The organism is Olivibacter ginsenosidimutans, assembly GCF_039542865.1.
In the GTDB taxonomy this organism is placed as follows: Bacteria; Bacteroidota; Bacteroidia; order Sphingobacteriales; family Sphingobacteriaceae; genus Olivibacter; species Olivibacter ginsenosidimutans.
Genome location: NZ_BAABIQ010000042.1, coordinates 65,975 through 86,328 on the forward strand (window position 1 = coordinate 65,975; position 20,354 = coordinate 86,328).

The 20,354-nt window shown below is 42.1% G+C and carries 13 protein-coding genes; all 13 read right to left on the reverse strand.

Annotated elements, in window-relative coordinates; all coding sequences use genetic code 11:
• Window positions 1-25: 25 nt before the first annotated feature.
• The 13 genes from ABD930_RS17000 to fucP all read right to left on the reverse strand — a co-directional run bounded on the left by ABD930_RS17000 (window position 26) and on the right by fucP (window position 20,079).
• Window positions 26-3,130, reverse strand: a complete 3,105-nt coding sequence (locus tag ABD930_RS17000; protein WP_345233390.1) for a SusC/RagA family TonB-linked outer membrane protein — start codon at window positions 3,128-3,130, stop codon at window positions 26-28.
• Window positions 3,131-3,668: 538 nt separating this feature from the next.
• On the reverse strand, window positions 3,669-5,666 hold the full coding sequence (locus ABD930_RS17005) for a hypothetical protein (RefSeq protein WP_345233391.1): 1,998 nt from the start codon (window positions 5,664-5,666) through the stop codon (window positions 3,669-3,671).
• 107 nt (window positions 5,667-5,773) lie between these two features.
• Window positions 5,774-7,210, reverse strand: a complete 1,437-nt coding sequence (locus ABD930_RS17010) for a glycoside hydrolase family 183 protein (RefSeq protein ID WP_345233393.1) — start codon at window positions 7,208-7,210, stop codon at window positions 5,774-5,776.
• A 160-nt stretch (window positions 7,211-7,370) separates the two neighbouring features.
• On the reverse strand, window positions 7,371-7,781 hold the full coding sequence (locus ABD930_RS17015; protein ID WP_345233395.1) for a DUF4945 domain-containing protein: 411 nt from the start codon (window positions 7,779-7,781) through the stop codon (window positions 7,371-7,373).
• Window positions 7,782-7,798: 17 nt separating this feature from the next.
• Complete coding sequence (locus tag ABD930_RS17020) at window positions 7,799-9,556, reverse strand: RagB/SusD family nutrient uptake outer membrane protein (RefSeq protein ID WP_345233397.1); 1,758 nt, start codon at window positions 9,554-9,556, stop codon at window positions 7,799-7,801.
• Window positions 9,557-9,566: 10 nt separating this feature from the next.
• Complete coding sequence (locus ABD930_RS17025) at window positions 9,567-12,722, reverse strand: SusC/RagA family TonB-linked outer membrane protein (RefSeq protein WP_345233399.1); 3,156 nt, start codon at window positions 12,720-12,722, stop codon at window positions 9,567-9,569.
• Window positions 12,723-13,115: 393 nt separating this feature from the next.
• A complete protein-coding gene (locus ABD930_RS17030; RefSeq protein WP_345233401.1) occupies window positions 13,116-13,907 on the reverse strand; it encodes an L-fucose dehydrogenase in 792 nt (263 codons plus the stop codon).
• 66 nt (window positions 13,908-13,973) lie between these two features.
• Window positions 13,974-14,807 carry an amidohydrolase family protein gene (locus ABD930_RS17035; RefSeq protein ID WP_345233404.1) on the reverse strand — a complete coding sequence of 278 codons (834 nt, stop codon included), beginning with the start codon at window positions 14,805-14,807 and terminating at the stop codon, window positions 13,974-13,976.
• Complete coding sequence (locus tag ABD930_RS17040; protein ID WP_345233406.1) at window positions 14,794-15,651, reverse strand: fumarylacetoacetate hydrolase family protein; 858 nt, start codon at window positions 15,649-15,651, stop codon at window positions 14,794-14,796. Before ABD930_RS17040 ends, ABD930_RS17035 begins: the two co-directional genes overlap by 14 nt.
• Before the next feature lie 17 nt (window positions 15,652-15,668).
• Entirely contained in the window at window positions 15,669-16,433 is a 765-nt protein-coding gene (locus ABD930_RS17045) for an SDR family NAD(P)-dependent oxidoreductase (protein ID WP_345233408.1), read from the reverse strand.
• A 126-nt stretch (window positions 16,434-16,559) separates the two neighbouring features.
• Entirely contained in the window at window positions 16,560-18,212 is a 1,653-nt protein-coding gene (locus tag ABD930_RS17050) for a UxaA family hydrolase (RefSeq protein WP_345233411.1), read from the reverse strand.
• Between the two features lie 135 nt (window positions 18,213-18,347).
• On the reverse strand, window positions 18,348-18,677 hold the full coding sequence (locus ABD930_RS17055; protein WP_345233413.1) for an L-rhamnose mutarotase: 330 nt from the start codon (window positions 18,675-18,677) through the stop codon (window positions 18,348-18,350).
• Window positions 18,678-18,828: 151 nt separating this feature from the next.
• A complete protein-coding gene (fucP, locus tag ABD930_RS17060) occupies window positions 18,829-20,079 on the reverse strand; it encodes an L-fucose:H+ symporter permease (protein WP_345233415.1) in 1,251 nt (416 codons plus the stop codon).
• Window positions 20,080-20,354: the final 275 nt, after the last annotated feature.

A 20,354-nucleotide genomic window follows, 5' to 3' on the forward strand; every position in this document is an offset into this window, starting at 1 on the left:
TTATTTTTTGATATCCTAACATTCGTTAAAACTGAATATTTACGCCTAGCGAGCCAGATTTCATGATAGGATATTTGAGTCCATCTGTTGTCTCCAGTTCCGGATCCCACAGTTTGAACTTAGAAAAGGTAAGGATGTTAGATGCCCTTACAAACACTCTAAAGTTTGTGATTCGCGCTTTCTTACTCCATCTTGAGGGGACGGTAAAGCCTAGTTCGATATTCTTTAATCTCAGAAAGCTCATGTCTTTGAGCCACCAAGTAGAAGCTTGCTCATTATTAGCGTTTACGCCATATGTCAATCTCGGCCAAAACACATCTTGTGACGGGTTATCAACCGTCCATCTATCATCAATATTTGTAAAAATATTTCCCGTGGCCCCTAATGCAGTACCAGGCATCCAGTTTTCACCACTAAGGATCTGCCATGTTCTACCCGCTCCCTGAAAGAAAAAACCCAAATCAACGAAACTATACCTGATGGTAGCACCAAAGCCATAAATTATTTCCGGCATTCTCGTACCACCTATTGCCGTTCTATCCAGCGCATCTATTACACCATCTCCATTTAAATCCCTGTACCTTATGTCGCCGGGTCTCAATACTTCGCTAAAAGTCTGGCCAGGAATTCCCGACTTCAATTTGCCATCCGAATCAAAATCATCAGCAGTAAATAAACCTTCGGAAACCAAGCCAAACAATTGGCCAACAGGGGTTCCTGTACTAGACCGATAGGTTCCCAGAACACCCAAAGGTTCATCGATTTCAATTCTTGTATTATGTGCATACGTATAGTTTGCAAGCATGGAAACGTGCCATTTTTCTGAAAGCCTTCTATCAACGGTAAGAGACATTTCAATTCCCTTATTTTCAACTTTACCATAGTTTGCCCATATCGATTTGATGAATCCAGCAGAACCCGGCACATTGTTGCGTTGCATGAAAATATTCTTTCTATTTTCTTTAAAGAGGTCGACATTGAAGTTAATCGCTCCGTCAAGCAATCCAACCTCCAGACCAAGATCCGTTTTGGCCACTGTTTCCCATGTCAGTTCAGGAACGCCCACATCTCCTTCGGCTCGACCTAGACGATAAATATCGTTATCGACGCCCCACCGATATGATCCGAAATCCGCAATAGTAGAGATATATGCGAAACGACGGCCTCCAATATCGCTATTACCGGCCTTACCCCAAGAGCCCCGTATTTTCAGATTAGAAACAACATCTCTTATAGGCTCCATGAAATGCTCTTGGGAGATAATCCATCCCGCAGCAAAAGCTGGAAAAAATCCAAATCTTTTACCGGGGGCAAAATTTTCTGAACCATTATAACCAAAGTTAGCCTCTGCTATATAACGATGGTCATAGGTGTACGAAAAGCGTCCAGCCACACCTTGATTTCGAAACGGCAAATAACTTCCATCATTAAAATTCCGTTGATTGTATAAAATCATCGAATTGATATCATGCTTTTCATTGAATACGCCAGCATATGAAACCATTCCTTCCAGATACACACTTTGGTTACCCCATTGCGAATTCGTACTATAGCCCAAAAACTCTTGACCATGACTTTCAATCACTAGTATTAAGTTACCATTCTCATCTCTTCCAGACGTTGGAAGATAATAATCGGGATTTTTACTTCTTGAAACTGAATTCGCGGAGAATTTATCGAAAGCGAAAGTCACTTTTGCTTTTAGACCGGGAGTAATACCTTTTAAGTCCTGCTCGACGGCAGTAAGCGACTGTAGCGAATAATTGTTCCATTTCTCATATCCTCTCTGTGTGGCCCAAGCCCAGGGATTTTCGCGAAAACTGATTCTTGGAATTTCTCCACTTGAATATTGAGGAGGGTGGATATATGGCGGAATTCTCGATGCCTGATAGAAAACACCAAAATCCGTCTCATCGCCCGGCGGCCCATTATGCGTTTGCAAGTATCCACCAAGATTAAAGCGAACAAGCGTGGTAGGTGTAACATTGAGATCCACATTTGATCGCACATTATAACGATCTACCTTAACGTCTGAGTTCCATTCCTGCTTGGTATCTCTTTCTATAATCCCATCTTCCGTAAAATATCCCAACTCAAGTGCATAGCGAAGAAAATTATTTCCTCCAGACATATTAAGATTAGTCCTCATGCTACTTGCATGATCCTTCGATACAACATCCCACCAATTTACATCCGGATATAAATCCGGATCCGTCTGATCTCTGTATTTTTGCAGCACGTCATCAGAAATCATCGGTGCCCTTCCTGCGTCCCGATACACTTCATTCATGATTTCGATGTATTTAACCGACCCTACATATTCCGGCAATTTTGCAGGGGATGTATTAGATCTTTCAATCCTAGCACTAACAACTGGTGATCCCATCTTACCTCTCTTTGTCGTAATCATAATTACCCCATTAGCACCTCGTACTCCATAAACTGCACTTGCAGCAGCATCTTTTAGGACAGAAAAAGACTCTATTTCTTCCGGGTCGATATCGTTGAGACTTCTTTCAACCCCGTCTACTAGAACTAGTGGCCTCGAATTGCCTCCAAAAGTACTTACGCCACGTATCCAGAAATCCGAATTGTTGTGCCAGGGATCGCCGGAACGTTGGACAGCTATGACACCGGGAACCATCCCCGCAAGGTTATTACTCAGTGAACGGTTCGGTGTAATTTGTAGCTGGCTGGGTTTCACCGTAGATATTGCTCCAACGACAGATGCCTTCTTTTGTTCTCCATAGCCCACGACAACTACCTGATTCAAATCGGTAATACTATCTCGTAGTACCACATCAATAATATCCTTTGTTCCTACTGCAACTGTCAATTCCTTATATCCTACAGCTGTAAATCCCAAGCGCGCGTTTCTATTCAAGACATCTATTGAATAACTACCTCCGTCTTGTGACAATACCGAATTGCTAGTTCCTAACTCAACTACCGTAACAGCTTCGAGCCGCTCCCCCTTTTCGTTCGAGATACGTCCGACTATTTTTATTCCATCAGTCCTTGCCTTTCCTACAGGCGGTTGTTTTGCATTCCCTTCAAAGAAGAAGAAAAAGATCTGTAACAAGAGAAGAATAAAGAATATTCCTCTCGGTTTTTGTAAGCAATGTTTCATAATTATACTTGATTTTTAAATTGTATTAGTTTTAGATTCTCATTTCTATCTACTTGTACTTATGCTTGTTCGCTGGATAGTCCGTTCAACTATCAGATTCGGACAGTCTTATCCACACCTAAGCTCGATGCCAACCGAACCTGTATTGTTGCCAATAGACACCTCTCCAATTCACAAAAACCGGCAATGCTTATCAATAGGTTGATTTATAAGGTCTTACTAAATCGTTCAAAAACGATTATTTATCAATCAGTCATTTCCACTTCTCTACCTATTTTACTGTAAATCAGCAACCTGTTCCACTTTTAACCGAATATCGTGTTATTTGCATATCTTCAATTGCTCGTGCAAAAGGCGGTACAATGGTTTAAGTAACAGCTTAACATTTGGCAAAGCTTTATGTATCTTACATTCGTGTTGACAATCTATAATTTGGTTTCTGAGGCGATAATTAAGTTTAATCGATTTAAAGATCTTGTTTTAATTTCACATCAATTTATTCCTAATTGTTTGTTTTTTATTTCTGCCAAAATAGGCATCAATTCGTTTCCAAAAACTCCTTTCCGTAATGATCAACAATACGGTTATATGCTTCTGCGGCGGCACCATTTCCCCAATCGTAGATGGTGAATTCACCGATACCCAAGCCATGTGCATCTGTCACTCCTCCATGACCATAGTTTTCCATCATAAAGCCATAATCTTTTTCTCCAAAGAAAGGCCAAGCTTGCTGCCATTGCACCTTGCTCGTTGGATTCTCAGGGCAATACATCATCACAAAGGATGCGCGTAACGCTGCTAAACCTCTTTGCGTGTATTCCTGGTTATCCAGTTGTTTCCCATAATCAAGCAGCAACTCCGCGAACAAACTCTGCCGAGAATCGTTCCACTCCCCATCGGCATTCATCACGCCAAATCCTCCCAGCACAGGAACGTGGATAAACGATGGCTGCCATGCAGCCTGTGCCATCAGCAATTCATCGAGTGTGCGTGTTCCTTGGTTCAGATATTTTTGATTATGGGTAGTTTGGTAACAAGCTAACAGTGCTTGTGCCGTCCAGTACATACCCAATGTATTCTGTTTAAATAGGTTATTTCGTTCGATTTTCCGACCTACCAAATCGGTCTCGCCATAACGGCTGCACGACCAATAGGTTTCAAAATCTTCCCACTGCCCCGCGGGGATTACCTGATCGATTACCGCTTGCATCGCTTTCAAGGCAGCTGTCTTATAGCGTTCCTCCTGGGTTAGTTCATATAACTTCAGCAGGAACGTTACGGACATGGACGTTTCAGGCGACTGATTAAGGTGTTGCATCGGTTGAAACGAGTCAGGCATTAGCCAGCCGGGAAAGAAACCATCTGGCTGCTGCATACTGAGCAATCCGTTTGCATAAGTAGTAGCATAATCCAATAACCTGGAATCTTTTTCCAATTCAGCATACCAAGTTAGCATGAGCCAGCCAGTGTAACTCATATCTAATAGGTGATACGGCGACTCTCGGGCATCGCTGGTATAGGGATTTCTATTGGAATTACCAAAGTAATACATATCCCAACCGCTGGACCGATGGTATCGTTTACCCTGAATTAAGGTATCTTTCATTTCGGTGGCAATCAATCCAGGAAAAAAGCCCTTCGTTTGCGGAAAAGACAAAGCCAATTCTTTGGTTTTCAAAGCGTAGTTCATCAGTTCATCCTGACCGGTACGCCTTGCATAACGGTATACTCCCTGCGCTGAACGCAGCGAATTGAACCATGCTTGATTCCAGATAGAGCGAAATTCTCGTTCGTCGACCTCTCCAGGATAATTCGGACTTTGTGTACTATTGACGATAAATACTGGCGCACCTACTTCTTTTCCTGCTAGATCAAACTCCTGCCATACGGGTTCTTTCCAATTACTGAATGCCCAGTTATACGTGTGCCTAACATAAGGTTCCAAATTACGGTGTTTAAGAGGTTCATTTTGTTTATACAGCGGATTGCCCCATTTTTCCCAGAAAAATGCCAATGCCTGTCGCCAGGGATTGGCGGGCAAACCACTCGTTTTCGCTGTCAACACGTAAAACCCAAATTTGATTTTACCTGGAGGATAAGTTCCTCCTTGCTTTCGGGTGTACAGTACATGTTCTTTTACTGCAGACAGGCTCATGCCCAATGTTAACTTGTTAGCAGGAGCATCCATATCCATGTACCAATCTACCGGTGGCTTTTCGCGCAATAAATCAATATCCGGAATCAACGTAAGTTGTCTCCCTCCGCCGGCCATAATCAATGCAGGAGCCCTAAACACATGCTGCGCTATAATATGCTCTGCTGTAGGTGTGAGATGCGGCGCCCAATGAAACGTGGGCACAAAATTGGGCGTGATATTGACCTGCCAGTCGTCCAATCGTACCGTATCTTTAATATCTACCGAAATCACTACTTTGGTAATATGCTGATTAACCTCCTGATAATCTACCGTTGGTGCATACCCACCGATGCTATCTACCTGTATCGCTGCAATGTATCCCGCCAATTTTTTCGGCATCGTTATCCCATAACATTTGACGTTCAACACTTGAACAAGCATGAGGCAAAAGAACGCTAACTGACTTTTTTTAAACATCTTACCAATTCTATATAACAAATAATCGATCAATCTTTCCAATTACCCATATCCGCCAGTTCGGCCTTCATCAGGAAAACATTATAGGGCATCCACATAGACATCAGGAAATACAGGCTATCGCCGGTTACGGATAATGGATGAAAGTAAGAACCATATAGTTGGGCATAATCCTTTCCGGAAGCTAACTCGTAAGGATCGCTCCAAGGGCCGGTAATTTCTTTCGCAGTACGCATGGTGATATTATACCGATCGGCATTAAAATAGGCAATAATCCATTTTTTATGCGTATTGTTATAGATGAAAGATAGCTCACCTACCTTATCGTCTATCAAGACAGTAGCTTGATGCTCATCGCCTTTTACCCATTGGTTGGCAGCAGCATTCCAGTATTCGTAATTATTCTGAATTTCGATATCCGATTCACGAAAACGGGCCAATCGCGCTGGACTATCTCGCCCCGTTTGTGTACCTATCATATACACATAGCCATCTTTCTTGAAATACCCCACTTGTCCGAAATTACTGGTTGAAGAGAACACCACATTTTCGCATTTTGACCACGTCTGACCATTGTCTATGGACTTGTACATTCCCGAATAGTTGGTAATCCATCCTGTCCATGACTTAATATTAAAATAATGCACATAGTCGACGCCATTTGCTCGGATAGCCGCAGTAGGAATAGAAGTCCAATCACCATTACCTGATTGGTCTTTCGCACCATAGATAATTTCGCGGGCACCCCCGTTGAGACTAGTAGCCATATCATTCAACAGTAGTCCATCCGTCAAATCATCATCTTCCGAAAAGGCTAATACATTGCTTCGCCAACTACCGCCATTTGGTCCAGGACTACCAGCATTGGGTGTAAAATCGCTTCCGTATGTATCCCCGAAAAAAATCCCATATTTCCCAGGACTCATTTCCCATACCACACCAAGATCAGTTCCACCCACATTCCAGTCGGTCACCGTATTGTTTGGGCTTGGGAAGGACTCGCCTGTCATGCCTCTGCCCGTTACACGGGCTATCCTCTTAACGCTCCGGATAAAAAATCCCCAACGATTATCGACGGTCAATATGAGATCTTTAGCTGATTTACCATCTTGATAATAAGCACGCAGTATCAATTGGAACGATTCGGGATCATCGGCCTGAATGGTATAGGTAAATGTGTAGGAAGAGGAAAGCTCCTGTCGGCCTATCTTAACCATATACTGAGCTCCCCCACTTTTCTGTACCATAAGATACGCGATCGCATCCAGCTGCTTGAAGCGCAAAACAGTCGATACTGATTTCGTCTGTTTCGTGGGGATCAGGTTTGTTTCTGAAACGATAATCTCATCTTTGGGTTCTACACCAACCTCGCCATCGCCCTTTCCTTTACTACAAGCGAACAACAGCAGCAGGGAAGTAAGGATAACCAGCTTATACCTATATTTGATGATGATTACCTGTTTCATCTGTAAATAATTATTCGTCTGTTATTATTTTTTTATTGGCACTCATGAAACGCAAAGCATTTTTTAATACATCGGTCAGATGGAGCTTACCATATGTAAAATTTACATTTCCCTATGTGATAAAAATGAAATTTTAAACATGGGCGGTTCATTTCATCCATTACTTAATTTCAATAACCTCTGCTTGAGAATAATATCTTTCCGATCTCCCTTCCATTCTAGCCTCATCCGTTAAATAACCGGATAACTTAACCACAAAGCGATAGGTTTTGGTAGGATCTATTGTGACATCTCGTGTTGTTTCCTCGCCAGCCACGACGATAATTTCGCGATAGATATCATTTTCTACCTTTTGGATATCTACTTCCAATGGTCTTTTAAACTCTGCAGCTATCGCTGTGGGTATCTCCCAAGTTAAGGTTACAACCTTTTCCTGTTTCGTATAATTCAGGTTACTCACTTTGGGCAAACTATAGTTAAGCCCTTTAAAATCAATAATGTCCCTATCGTAACAGCTTACGAGCGATGCAGCGATGAACGCCAATAGGGTAACTCGAACTAAATGTTTCATCTGTAATTCTTTTACAATTAATAACCTACATTCTGCGTATAATTTCCTTTTGCCCAATTCATTTGAGGTTGTGGTATGGGAAAATACTCGTCGCGCCCAGCAGTAAAGCGTGCAATACTCATCCAGGAGAATCTGTTTTTCTCAACGGCAAAATAGTCGTTCATCGTTTTCTCTAAAATCCCCCAACGCTGCAAATCAAAGAAACGGCGCCCTTCGCCCGCCATTTCCAAACGATTTTCCCATTGCATCGCCTTCCATGCGAACTCTTTATCCCAAGTACAATTAACCCCGGGTTTATAGGTTTCTACTTTATAGTTCAATATGGGTTTTCCATCGCTCATGACCAAACGTTTAGTACTATTGGCAGCACGTTCGCGAATTTTATTAATGAGTGGTAACGCATCATTCCAACGGTCGAGTTGAATAAGCACTTCGGCCTTCCATAGCAGTACCTCATCATAGCGAATCATCCGTTTGTTCATGGAGTTGAATTGCCATCCATCGTACAACAAGCAATTGCAATCTGGTGGAACCAATTCTTTAACGGATTTCAGGTAACCGTACTCTGCCGCATTCCGAATCCCGCTCTTTTCGAAAAGTAAATCCGTTTTATACTTCCAGGGCTGTCCTGGAGCAACGGCGGTATGACTAAACCTTGGATCGAATGTATGTTGACCAAAAAATACGGCATCGCCATCGGCATAACTACCTTGATTATAGGTATCAAAGAGCGGCAAACCATCAGCTCCCGTCTTAAATGCGTTTCCCATCGAATAGCTAATCTGATGAAAGCCACAACACTGGAATCCACCCCATTGGAAAGGGTGATTAAGCCCTTCGCTTCGATTAATTTTTCCTCCTGTAGAACTACCATCATCAATCGAATATTGGATTTCCCAAATAGATTCTTTTGTCTTGTTATCAAAATTGATATCAAAATTGTCCGCAAAATCAGCTTGCAGACCAACTTTTCCACCTTCCTGATTGGTTAATTTATCTAAGTAAACAAGGGCTTCCGCCAGTCGATCTTTATTAATGTTCACCACGGCATTCCGATCATCCTGTTCATAGGCCATAAACATCAATGTACGCGCCACCATAGCTGTTGCTGCATTTTTATCCACTCTCCCTTTTTCAGGCTGTGTTTCGGGGAGCAGATTCTCAGCGTCCTTAAAATCTGCCAATATCCGTTCCCATAAATACTGATCATTAGGCTGACTCCTATCCCTATTGGGAATAGCTTCAAATTCAGCCGAAGTTCCCACTACCGTTTCATCAATATAAGGCATATATTTAAAAAACTGTTTAAGCCGGAAATGCGTGAATGTCCGAATGAATTTCATCTCACCAAGGCGAGCATTTTTCTGCGGAAACTCTTCCTCGGAGATAATTTGAAGCCTTTGGATGGCCGTGTTACACCGCTGAATGATCTGGTAGGACACATACCATGGAAAGTCGAGCGGCCAGCCATTGGGATTCACATTTACGAATGTTTCCATAGTAGCCCATCCGTCACCATCCCATGTACCTCCACCCCCCTTATAGGAATCATCAGAACGCAATGAACCCGACCACCATGGTGCAAATGGCGAGTCCCATGATGGGATATCCGTCATCCGCGCATAAGCAGCCGTCACGAATCCTTCCATATCTTCCGGCTTTGTCAACAACGATTCGTCCAATACTTGTTTTGGGGCGATATCAAGAGCATCTGTACATCCCATTAGCCACAACGTGAAGGCAAAGGATAGTAAGGTAAATTTAAGCGATTTCATAATCTTGTATTTAGAAAGTAACGTTAATACCAAAAGTTGCATAAAATGGTGTTAGGTAGCCATAACCAGGCATTTCCGGATCGAAGCTAGTAAAACGATCCTTACCCCATGATTTTTTAAGGGTGAATACATTACGTGCAGAGGCATACAACCTAAGCCGCTGCATTTTCATTTTACTAGCGATGACGGATGGGAAGGTATAGCCCAACTCAATGGTTCGCAGCTTCAGGTACGACCCATCCTCCACAAAGTAACTCGAGAGACGATGTTCCGCATTTGTGGTGGAATTCGTTATTGCCGGAATCTCAGTATTTGGATTATCAAAATACCAAGCATCTAAAATACGCGTTGGGTGATTTTTTTGCGCCGGAACGGTAATATTCCACAAATCAGATTCGCGTTTCCAGACATTATCTACTTTATTGCCAAAAACACCTTGTAAGAACACATTAAGGTCGAAATTATGATAACTGAAATCAAAAGTCATCCCGCCAAAAAAATCTGGGTCTGTGATGCCTATATACGTACGGTCATTCAATTCTTCGATAACGCCATTGCCGTCTAAGTCTTTGTACCGAATCCGTCCGATAGCTTTACCAACCTGTTCAGGAGAGTTATCTACTTCTTCTTGTGTTTTAAATATCCCGTCAGCTACCAAGCCATATAGAATATTAGGCGTACGTCCTAACACCAGGTCGTTAATCCCGTCGCCTGGATATTTGTTGATAACGTTTTCAGGCAGACTCACAATTTTCGTTTTATAGGTACCTAAATTGGCCGAAATACTATACTGGAATGCATGTTTCGGATCGTTACGGTAGGTAATTTCAAATTCGACACCTCGGTTATTCATATCTGCGCCATTGATCCATGGTTCACCACCCTCGCCCATTGCAGCGATATAGGGTGTTTGCACCAAAATATCGGTTGTTTTTTTGAAATAGTAACCCACTGAACCGCTTATCCGATTATCCAAAAAGCCGAAATCAACAGCCACATCGGTTTGCGTAGTAGTTTCCCATTTCAAATCGGGATTTCCCAACCACGTTCTCCGATAACCCGAATATAGTGGTCCGGTTTCATTTCCCTCTATCGGATACGATGTTCCAAAATAATCGGTGGTAAACGGTGTGGACGTATAACCCCGTGGTAAACCTTGTACATTTCCATTGGCACCCCAACCCGCGCGAATCTTTAACTCCGAAAGCCAATCATACTTCTGCATGAAGGATTCGTTCTTTATACGCCACCCTGCCGAAAACGCTGGAAACACACCGTAGCGGTTGTTCGCCCCAAAGAGGGATGAGCCATCACGGCGCAGTGTGGCGGAGAGTAAGTAGGTATTTTTGTAAGCATAATTTGCTTTGCCAAACATCGATAGGTAAACATATTCATCTGCCGAGCTACCCAAGGAATATTTGGTGCCAGTTGTTACGCCGATATGGGCAAAATCGCGGTCTTCCAGGTAAACACCTTCCCTTCTTGCCGAAAATCCCTCTTGTACAAAGCGTGTATATTCTACTCCGGCTACAGCGTCAAGGCTATGATCGCCCTTGCTCATATTGTAAGATAAGGTATTGGTCCACACATAGCTAAGCGGATGGGATTGGCTGTTTCCCACATAATTCTCGCCAGCGCTGTTGCGACCGCCAGTTTCCGACCAAAGCTTGTCCAAGGTACGATTGTATGCGTTACCATAGTCAATGCCGAATTGCGTACGAGCGGATATTCCATTCCAAATTTTGAGATCGGCAAAGATATTTCCAATGACCTTCACATAATGGTTAATGTTGTCTTTACCATCAGTAAGTAACCGCACAGGGTTCGAAAAATCATCAAAACCAGCCGCACCAGCCCATCCACCATTGATATCATGCACAGGAACTGCAGGAGGATCAATCAATGCCCAGCGCATTTCATTGCCTCCCTTATACTGTAAATAGGATACAGCCAAGTTCTCACCTATTTTAAGTCGATTATCAATCAAACTATATTCTGTATTGGCACGAATAGAATACTGCCTGAAAAAGGTATTGATCTGCGTACCCTCATTATTGTAATAGCCCAACGAGAATAGGCTGCGAGATCGTTCCGTTCCGCTGGAAACAGTCAGCTGATGACTGGTCATCATTGCCGACTGCAGTATTTCATCCAGCCAGTCGGTATCAGATCCCTTCACCGTATGCTCTGAATTGAGCCACTCCGCAGGCTTTACCGCGTCTAATACCGGCCTTCCATTGGCATCCCGATGCCAAGTGAAATCATAGGTCGTTGGCAAGGACATGGGCAAACCATATACCGCTTCATCATACGCATATGCCCGAAACATAGCCGTTCCGTATTGCTCTGCATTCATCAAGGTAGGTTTACTCGTAACCGTGCTTAATGCCACACTACCATTATATTCTACAGTGGTTTGACCGTTCTTTCCCTTTTTCGTTTGGATCAATATCACCCCTCCAGATGCCCGTGCTCCGTAAATACTTGCTGATGCCGCATCTTTCAAGACTTGAATGGATTCGATATCCCCAGCATTAATATCCCGAAGATTTAAATTTTCTGTTGGCATACCGTCTAGTACAATCAAAGGTTTGACACCACCCGATAGAGACGAGATACCACGGATCTGTACACCAACACCTTCCGAAGGATCCCCGCCATTGGTAGTAATATGTACTCCGGCTAGTTTTCCCTGAAGCGATTTCATCGCATTTGCTGCCGGATTTTTGGCAATATCGCTTGCGCCTGCCATTACGATTGACCCGGTTAAATCTGCTTTCTTCTGGGTCATATATCCGGTATACACTTCTGCCTCTGCAAGCATATACTGGTCGTCTTCCATTGCCACATCAACGGTGGTCGACGTTTCAACAGGGCGTTCTATCGTCTTTTTTCCCGTATAAGAAAATACGAGTATAGCTTCTTCTGAGGTAATCCGGATTTCATAATTCCCGAGCTGGTTTGTTGTTGTTCCAACCGAAGTGCCTTTTACGCGGACACTAACGCCCGTAAGGGGTTCATTTGTACCTACTTCTGAAACTTTTCCGCGTACTACTCGCTCCTGTAGGGCGGCAAGGGGCTTACAAAACGCCCTAAATTGAACAACAAGACCCAAAAGCAAACAAAGCCATACAATCCTGTTCGTTGCAGTAAAAATAGTTTTCATAACTTAGTTAATTGGTTAACGGTTCTTCTTAAATCCTCTAAATACCTTAAATAATTTTCCTTAAACGATTAAGCATACTCATAATTCTTCTCTCTTATTTATTTCTATACATTCAATAAGCTTAAGAAAAAGGCAAATAATTAGTTTAATCGATTAAGCAAAAACATTACAATTGTTAGCAGAAGCCTGTATACTAAAAATTCATGTTAACAATTTATAATTGGTTTTCGGAACAATATTAAGCTTAATCGATTAAACAAACAAATTTTATTTATTTTTTTTGTTACGGACTTAAGATTGGGTATTTATGATACCAAAACCGCTACCATAGGCCATCCTAAGGATGGCCTAAAAATGATCAAAGATAAGGGGATGATAAAAGGTAATAAAGACTTAAATTCCTGAACCCACTGCCCGATCTAAATGGACATAGCCTCCATCTACATGAATTAACTGCCCGGTGGTATGGGAAGATCTTGGTGATAATAAAAAAATAGCCATCGACGCAATTTCAGCGGTAGTGGTCATACGCTGCTCCAAAGGGATTCTATTTGTTATTTTCTTTAATGTTTCTTCGGGATTTTCTAAGGTTTGAATCCAGCTATCATATTGTGGAGTAGCGCATTCGGCTACAACAATAGCGTTAACCCGAATGCGGTAAGGCAGGAGTTCGACTGCCCATTCACGTGTTAATGCATTCCTTCCACCATTGGAAGCGGCATAGGCCGAAGTTCCCCCCTGCCCCGTTTCGGCAGTTTTGGAACTGATATTCAAAATGACTCCTTGCTGTGCTTTTAATGAAGGTAAGGCATAGTGTGCCATTAAATAATAATGAACCAAGCTATTATGCAAACCATTCATAAAAGCCTCATACCCCCCATGCTCTAAACTAACACCATCATTAAGACCAGCATTATTAACTAAACCGTCTATCTTTCCGAACTGGTCAAGTACTACTTGAACAGCCTGCTGACAGGCCTTCGGATCCGTTAATTCTGCTTCAACAGGAAAAGCAACGCCTCCATTTGCTTTAATTGCCTCTGCTAAGGCCAAATTATCAGGCATTTTACGTCCTACAATAATGGGTATTGCTCCTTCTACGGCTAGCGCTTCCACAATTCCTCTCCCAATACCTTTAGCCCCTCCGGTAACCATAATAACTTTATCTTTTATTAGTAAATCCATTTTTTGGTTATTCGTTGTTCGTTCTTCGTTGTTGGTGCTTATAGCCTATTGCTTACAGCTTATAACCTACAACCTATAAAATCGTTCTGCATTTTTACACCAAATCATTTCTTGTTCATCTACTGATAGTTTTGTCAAGTGCTTATCCAGCAATTCGACAACTTGCTCATATTGCGCAGCGAGCAAGCATACCGGCCAATCGGAACCGAATAGTAAGCGTTCAGGGCCAAAAGTATCCAACAGATGATTGATATAAAACGTAAAATCGCTGGCCTTCCAATGTTTCCAATGGGCTTCTGTAACCATTCCTGAAAGTTTACAGTACAGGTTTGGGTATTTTGCCAAGGTTTTTATTTCCGATGCCCAGGGTTCTGTTTTCTTTTGTACAACATAGGGTTTAGCCAAGTGATCGATTACAAAACGTTGGTGCATGCTGAAATGATCCATAAATTTGATGACCGTATGCAGCTGTTTAGGTTTTACCAGCAGATCATAGGAGAAATCAAACTTATATAATGCCGCTACTCCCCGAATGAACGTAGGGCTTAGCATAAAATGCGGATCCGATTCAGCCTCTAAGATATGCCTAAATCCCTTAAGCCTAGGAAAAAGGCTAAGATGGGCCAATTTCTCTTCAATGTGCACATCTTTTAAATCTACCCACCCTACTACTCCTTTAATAAAAGGATGTTCCTTTGCCAGATCTAGTAAAAAATGAGTTTCAGCAAGCGACTGGTCCGCCTGTACCGCAATGCATCCGGAAACGCCATTAGCTCGCAATAAAGGGGCTAAGTCAGCTGGTAAAAAGCTACGCTGGATGACGGCCATATTACCGGTTATCCAAGTATCCTTTACCGGATCGTAATTCCAAAAATGTTGATGTGCATCAATGCGCTCCATAAGCCTTTACTACTTGTCTGGAAGTTCCCAAACCATCAGCGCCTAATTCAACCACATCACCTGGCTTTAAGTAAACCGGTGGCTTAAAACCTAAACCAACCCCTGCAGGTGTTCCAGTGGAGATGATATCGCCCGGTAAAAGGGTCATAAACTGACTAATATAAGATACGATATACGGAACATTAAATATCAGATTTTTGGTATTACCATCTTGCATGAGCTGGCCATTAACGCTAAGCCATAAACGAACATTATTGATATCTTCTATTTCGTCTTTAGTAGCCAAAAATGGTCCTACGGGTGCAAATGTATCACATCCTTTTCCTTTATCCCAGGTTCCACCGCGCTCTAACTGATATTCTCTTTCAGAAACATCATTATGTAAAACATAACCGGCAACATAATCCATCGCATCACTTTCGCTTACATAACTTGCTTTCTTGGTTATTACGATACCAAACTCCACCTCCCAATCGGTTTTAACAGAACCTTTGGGAAGAATAATATCGTCATTCGGTCCAACCAATGAAGTTGTTGATTTCATAAAAATAATAGGCTCTGCCGGTATCGGTGCATTTGTTTCTGCAGCATGATCCTTATAATTGAGCCCTATACAAACAATTTTAGAGGGACGGGCAACCGGACTGCCTAATCGCGTTCCTTCTGGGATTTCCACTAAAGTCGTTTCATTGGCCTTAACAAACTCCTCTAACCGGGCTAGTCCATTGTCCTCGAAAAATGCTTCATTATAATCGCCGCCTAAAGCTGATACATCAAAATTTTTTCCTTCTAATTGTACACCTATTTGTTCACGGTTAGGCTCACCATAGCGTATTAGTTTCATTTCTTATGCGTTGTGCGTTAATTATTCAACTTAATAAACCCTCCATCTATGGGATAGTCATTTCCGGTTATAAAATTCGCTTCATCGGAGCATAAATATAAGGCTAATTTTGCGATTTCTTCGGGTTTCGCCATGCGTCCAATGGGTTGACTTGCTGCTAATTTAGCAAACATTTCTTCCTCTTTTCCCGGATAATTCTTCGCAATAAAGCCATCGACAAAGGGTGTGTGCACCCGAGCTGGCGAAATGCTATTGCATCGGATTCCGTCACTGATATAGTCTCGCGCTACGGATAAGGTCATAGCGGCAATAGCACCTTTACTCATGGAATAAGCAAAACGATCAGTAATTCCAACCTGCGCTGCAATAGAAGCCAAATTGAGTATAACGCCACGTTGCTGTTTTTTCATCAAGGGAATTACACTAAACAAAGCATTATAGGCTCCCTTTACGTTAATACGATATACGCGCTCAAAATCTTCTTCCAAACAGTTTTCCAAGTTGCCAACGTGTGCAATTCCCGCATTATTGACTAAGATGTCAACCCTACCGATTGCGCGGATAACCGCAAGTACTTCTTTTTGATTACTTACGTCCACTGCATGCGAAAATGCCGTAGCTCCTGTAGCCTGGATTTCGTTAACTACCGATGATGCAGCAGCTTCATTCAACTCCAGTAGATGCACCTCAGCACCTTGCTGTCCAAAGAGTAAGCTAATGGCCTTTCCGATACCACTTCCCCCTCCGGTAATAATTGCTTTTTTTCCCGATAAATCAAACATATGGTTAGTATTTAGTACAAAGTACCCTGTATTTAGTATTTTCTATATAGTTAACACGCATCGCTCATCAGTTTCCTCCCTATTAAAAAGCGCCTCTCTCACAACGGACAACTCGCAACTCACTCACTATAAAGAGACGCCCCGCCTCCACGGAATAAAATCATCTTGGCCTAATTTAACCGCCTTGGGTGTTTGCTTTCCGCTCGCCACGTCGATCACATACGCTAAAATACGTTCTGCCACTTGTTCTATCGTTTCAGTACCCTCAATAATGGTTCCGCAATTGATATCAATAATATCCGGCATTTTTTCATAGGTCTTCGTATTCGTCGAAAGCTTAATCACCGGGACAATAGGGTTACCTGTAGGTGTTCCTAAACCCGTTGTAAACAAGACCATGTTGGCTCCGGCAGCTACTTCTGCTGTTGTGCTTTCTACATCATTTCCTGGCGTGCATAACAAATTTAATCCAGGTTTATTAGCCAGCCCAGGATAGTCTACCACCGACTGAACAGGTGACGTACCCCCCTTTTTAGCAGCTCCGGCAGATTTAATAGCATCGGTAATCAATCCATCCCGAATATTTCCTGGCGAAGGATTGGCATAAAAACCGCTTCCATCTTGTTCTGCTTTCGCATTATATGTCCGCATGAGCTCCATAAAATGTAAAGCGGTCTGTTCATCCACGCAACGATCACTTAATTCTTGCTCCACCCCGCACAGTTCTGGAAATTCAGACAGAATAACGGATCCACCCATCGTCACGACCATATCAGACACGTAGCCCAAGGCGGGATTGGCCGAAATACCTGAAAAACCATCTGAGCCACCACACTCCAAACCAATACATAATTTATCCAAAGTAGCTGGTTCCCGCTCCTGCATATTTGCTTGCACCAATCCAGCAAAGGTATGTTTTAGTGCTTCCTGTAAGAGTACCTTCTCTGAACCCACTTTTTGCTGCTCAAAAATGTACAAAGGTTTATCGAAATTCGGATCGCGCTTGAATAATTCCTTCTTCAAAATGCTTGCCTGCGCATGCTGACAGCCTAGGCTAAGTACCGTTGCTCCAGCAACGTTGGGATGAACAATATAGCCGGCAAGTAAACCGCATAAGGCTTCTGCATCCATACGTGTACCTCCACAACCCATATCGTGATTAAGAAACTTGATTCCGTCAATATGGGCGAACAATTTATGTTCTGGTCGACGCACATGATCCATATGTAAATCAGCCGCCAAAATCTGCTCAACGGAGGCCCCTGCTTGATATAAGGCGATCAATTGATCTACTTCTGGCTCATAGCTTTTAGGTTTTTTAAAGCCCAACTTCTGTTCAAAGGCTTCTTTCATAACAAGCACATTTCGGTTTTCACAAAAAACCAAAGGAATCACCAACCAGTAATTTGCCGTTCCTACCGTTCCATTACTTCGATGATATCCTAAAAAGGTGCGATCTACAAAATGGGAAACATCGGGTTTATGCCAATCTAATTTTCTTCTACCCAACTGAAAATCATTTGCCGCATGATGGATGTTCTCCGTTGTAATGACCTCGCCTCTTAGTAATGATCGATTGGTCTTTCCCACCAATACACCGTACATATAGATTTCAGCCCCTTCTCCCAAAGGTTCGATCGTAAACTTGTGTTTTGCGGAAACCTTTGTCGGTAACACAAAATGTCTTCCCTCAAAATGAATCTCTTCTCCTTCAGCTAAATCCTGCAGTGCTACTAACACATTATCTATAGGATGAATCTGTAAATATTTTTTTATCATGGTCCATATTATCTTTTAAGTTGCCTTTGTGCGTTACGAGCCCTACCGTATTTACAATTCACTGATCACTTATCGACTCTTCTCAATTATAACGCTTTAACTACTCAAAACTATCTGATTTCTACTACCTCATATCTAAAGCTTAAAAATCTCTTTCATCAACAACCACTTTTCACCTGGTTTTGCTTGTGGCAAAGCCTGCTGATACGTCCACATCAATTCTTCCCACTCCTGTATCTTCGGATTTTTTGCATCCATAGTCGCTTTATATGCAAAACTAAAATGATCCTCTACCTGCATCGTCATAAATAAACGGGTACCTAAACGATAAATATGCATGTCGATAATACCCGAATCTAGTATAGATTGTTTTATTTCTGGCCATACCGCTTTATGATAACGCTCGTATTCGTCAATCAGTTTTTCATCATTCTTTAAATCCAGTGTTAATGCATATGTTTTCATTATGATACGTAAAAAGTAAAACAGCGTAAAGCACAAAGCTTAAAGTGTAAAACCAAAGTTACTAAAGAAGTCCTGATCACTATAGTAAACTGTACCGGCACGCACAACTCGTAACACACAATTAAAAAGTCTTAATACTTAACGTATATACCTACATCTTATAACCTCTTAACCCATAATACCCTACCACCACAAAGCACAACAAAGGTAAAATATACGCAATCTGTATGCTGTTAGCAGCAACAGAAACAAGCCCCATCAACAAAGGTATAACTGCTCCTCCAATAATCGACATCACCAAAAAAGAAGCCGCTATTTTGGTTTCTTCGCTTGAAAGTCCATGAATGCCCAGTGAAAATATGGTAGGATACATGATGGACATAAAAAAAGGCACCGCAACCAACGCGTACAAAGCGATTACTCCTGATGAGCTCACCGCAACAACAAGTAGACATGAGCAAATGAAGCCATATACAGCTAACAAAGCTGACGGATGCACATACTTCATTAGAAATGTGCCACTAAAGCGTCCTAACATAAATCCAACCATAGCTACCGAACCAAAAAGATAGGCTGCATTCTTCTCTCCCATATCGGCTACCTGATGGGCATAACGAATGAAAAAACTACCTACCCCTACTTGTGCACCAATATAAAAAAATTGGCTCACTACCGCCCATAAAAAATGTTTATGTTTAAATACGTTTAACGAAAAGTTTACACCTACAGCATGTGTATGATCTGCTTCTTCATTTTCCCCTTCCGGCAATTTTGTTAGCACAAACAACAATAGTAAGACCAATACGACCCCAGCGATAATCAGATAAGGAATTTTAACCGTATTTGCTTCTGACTGTAAATAGGTATTTAATTGCCCTTGTCCCATAGCTGCTAATTCTTCCGGGCTGTGCTCAATTCCAGACAAGATAAATTTCCCCCCTAAAACAGGTGCTACCACCGCACCCAAACCATTAAAGGATTGTGCGAAATTAAGTCGCTGCGTTGCCGTTTCCTTATTACCCAACACCGAGATATACGGGTTGGCTACTGTTTCCAGAAATGTAGCGCCTGCTGCAATGACAAAAATGGCCGACAAGAAGATGAGATAGCTACGTGCTGAGGCCGCGGGAATAACCAGCAAAGCACCTATGGCGTATAAAGCAAGTCCCCATAATATCCCTCTTTTATAACCATAACGCTGCATATATAGTCCGGCTGGAATGGCGACTACAAAATAACTAATGTAGGCCGATGTATCAATTAATGAAGATTGTAAATCATTTAGTGCAAAAGCTTTTCGAAGATGTGGAATTAAAATAGGATTGAGATTATGTAACAAGGCCCATAAAAAAAACAAGGAAGTTACCAAAACCACGGGTATGAGCATGCTCTTTTTTGACATAAAATAATTTGAGGTTCAGTTTTTAAAACAATAATTCCATTTGCATTGGTAAAGCCTAAGACAAATTACGCCATTTCGTGATGGAAATCTCTTGCTCATTTTAGCCAACTATTCAGTTATTTTAGCATATTTAACTTATATTTGCTCAGACAACTGACTATAAGACTTAATAAAGTCTGGTAACATCTTTCAAAATAATAAAAATGGCTATCGCATAAATTACCCAAAGGGGCATAAACACCTTATCTCGGCTGAAGTGGCAACGTCTTTCCGAC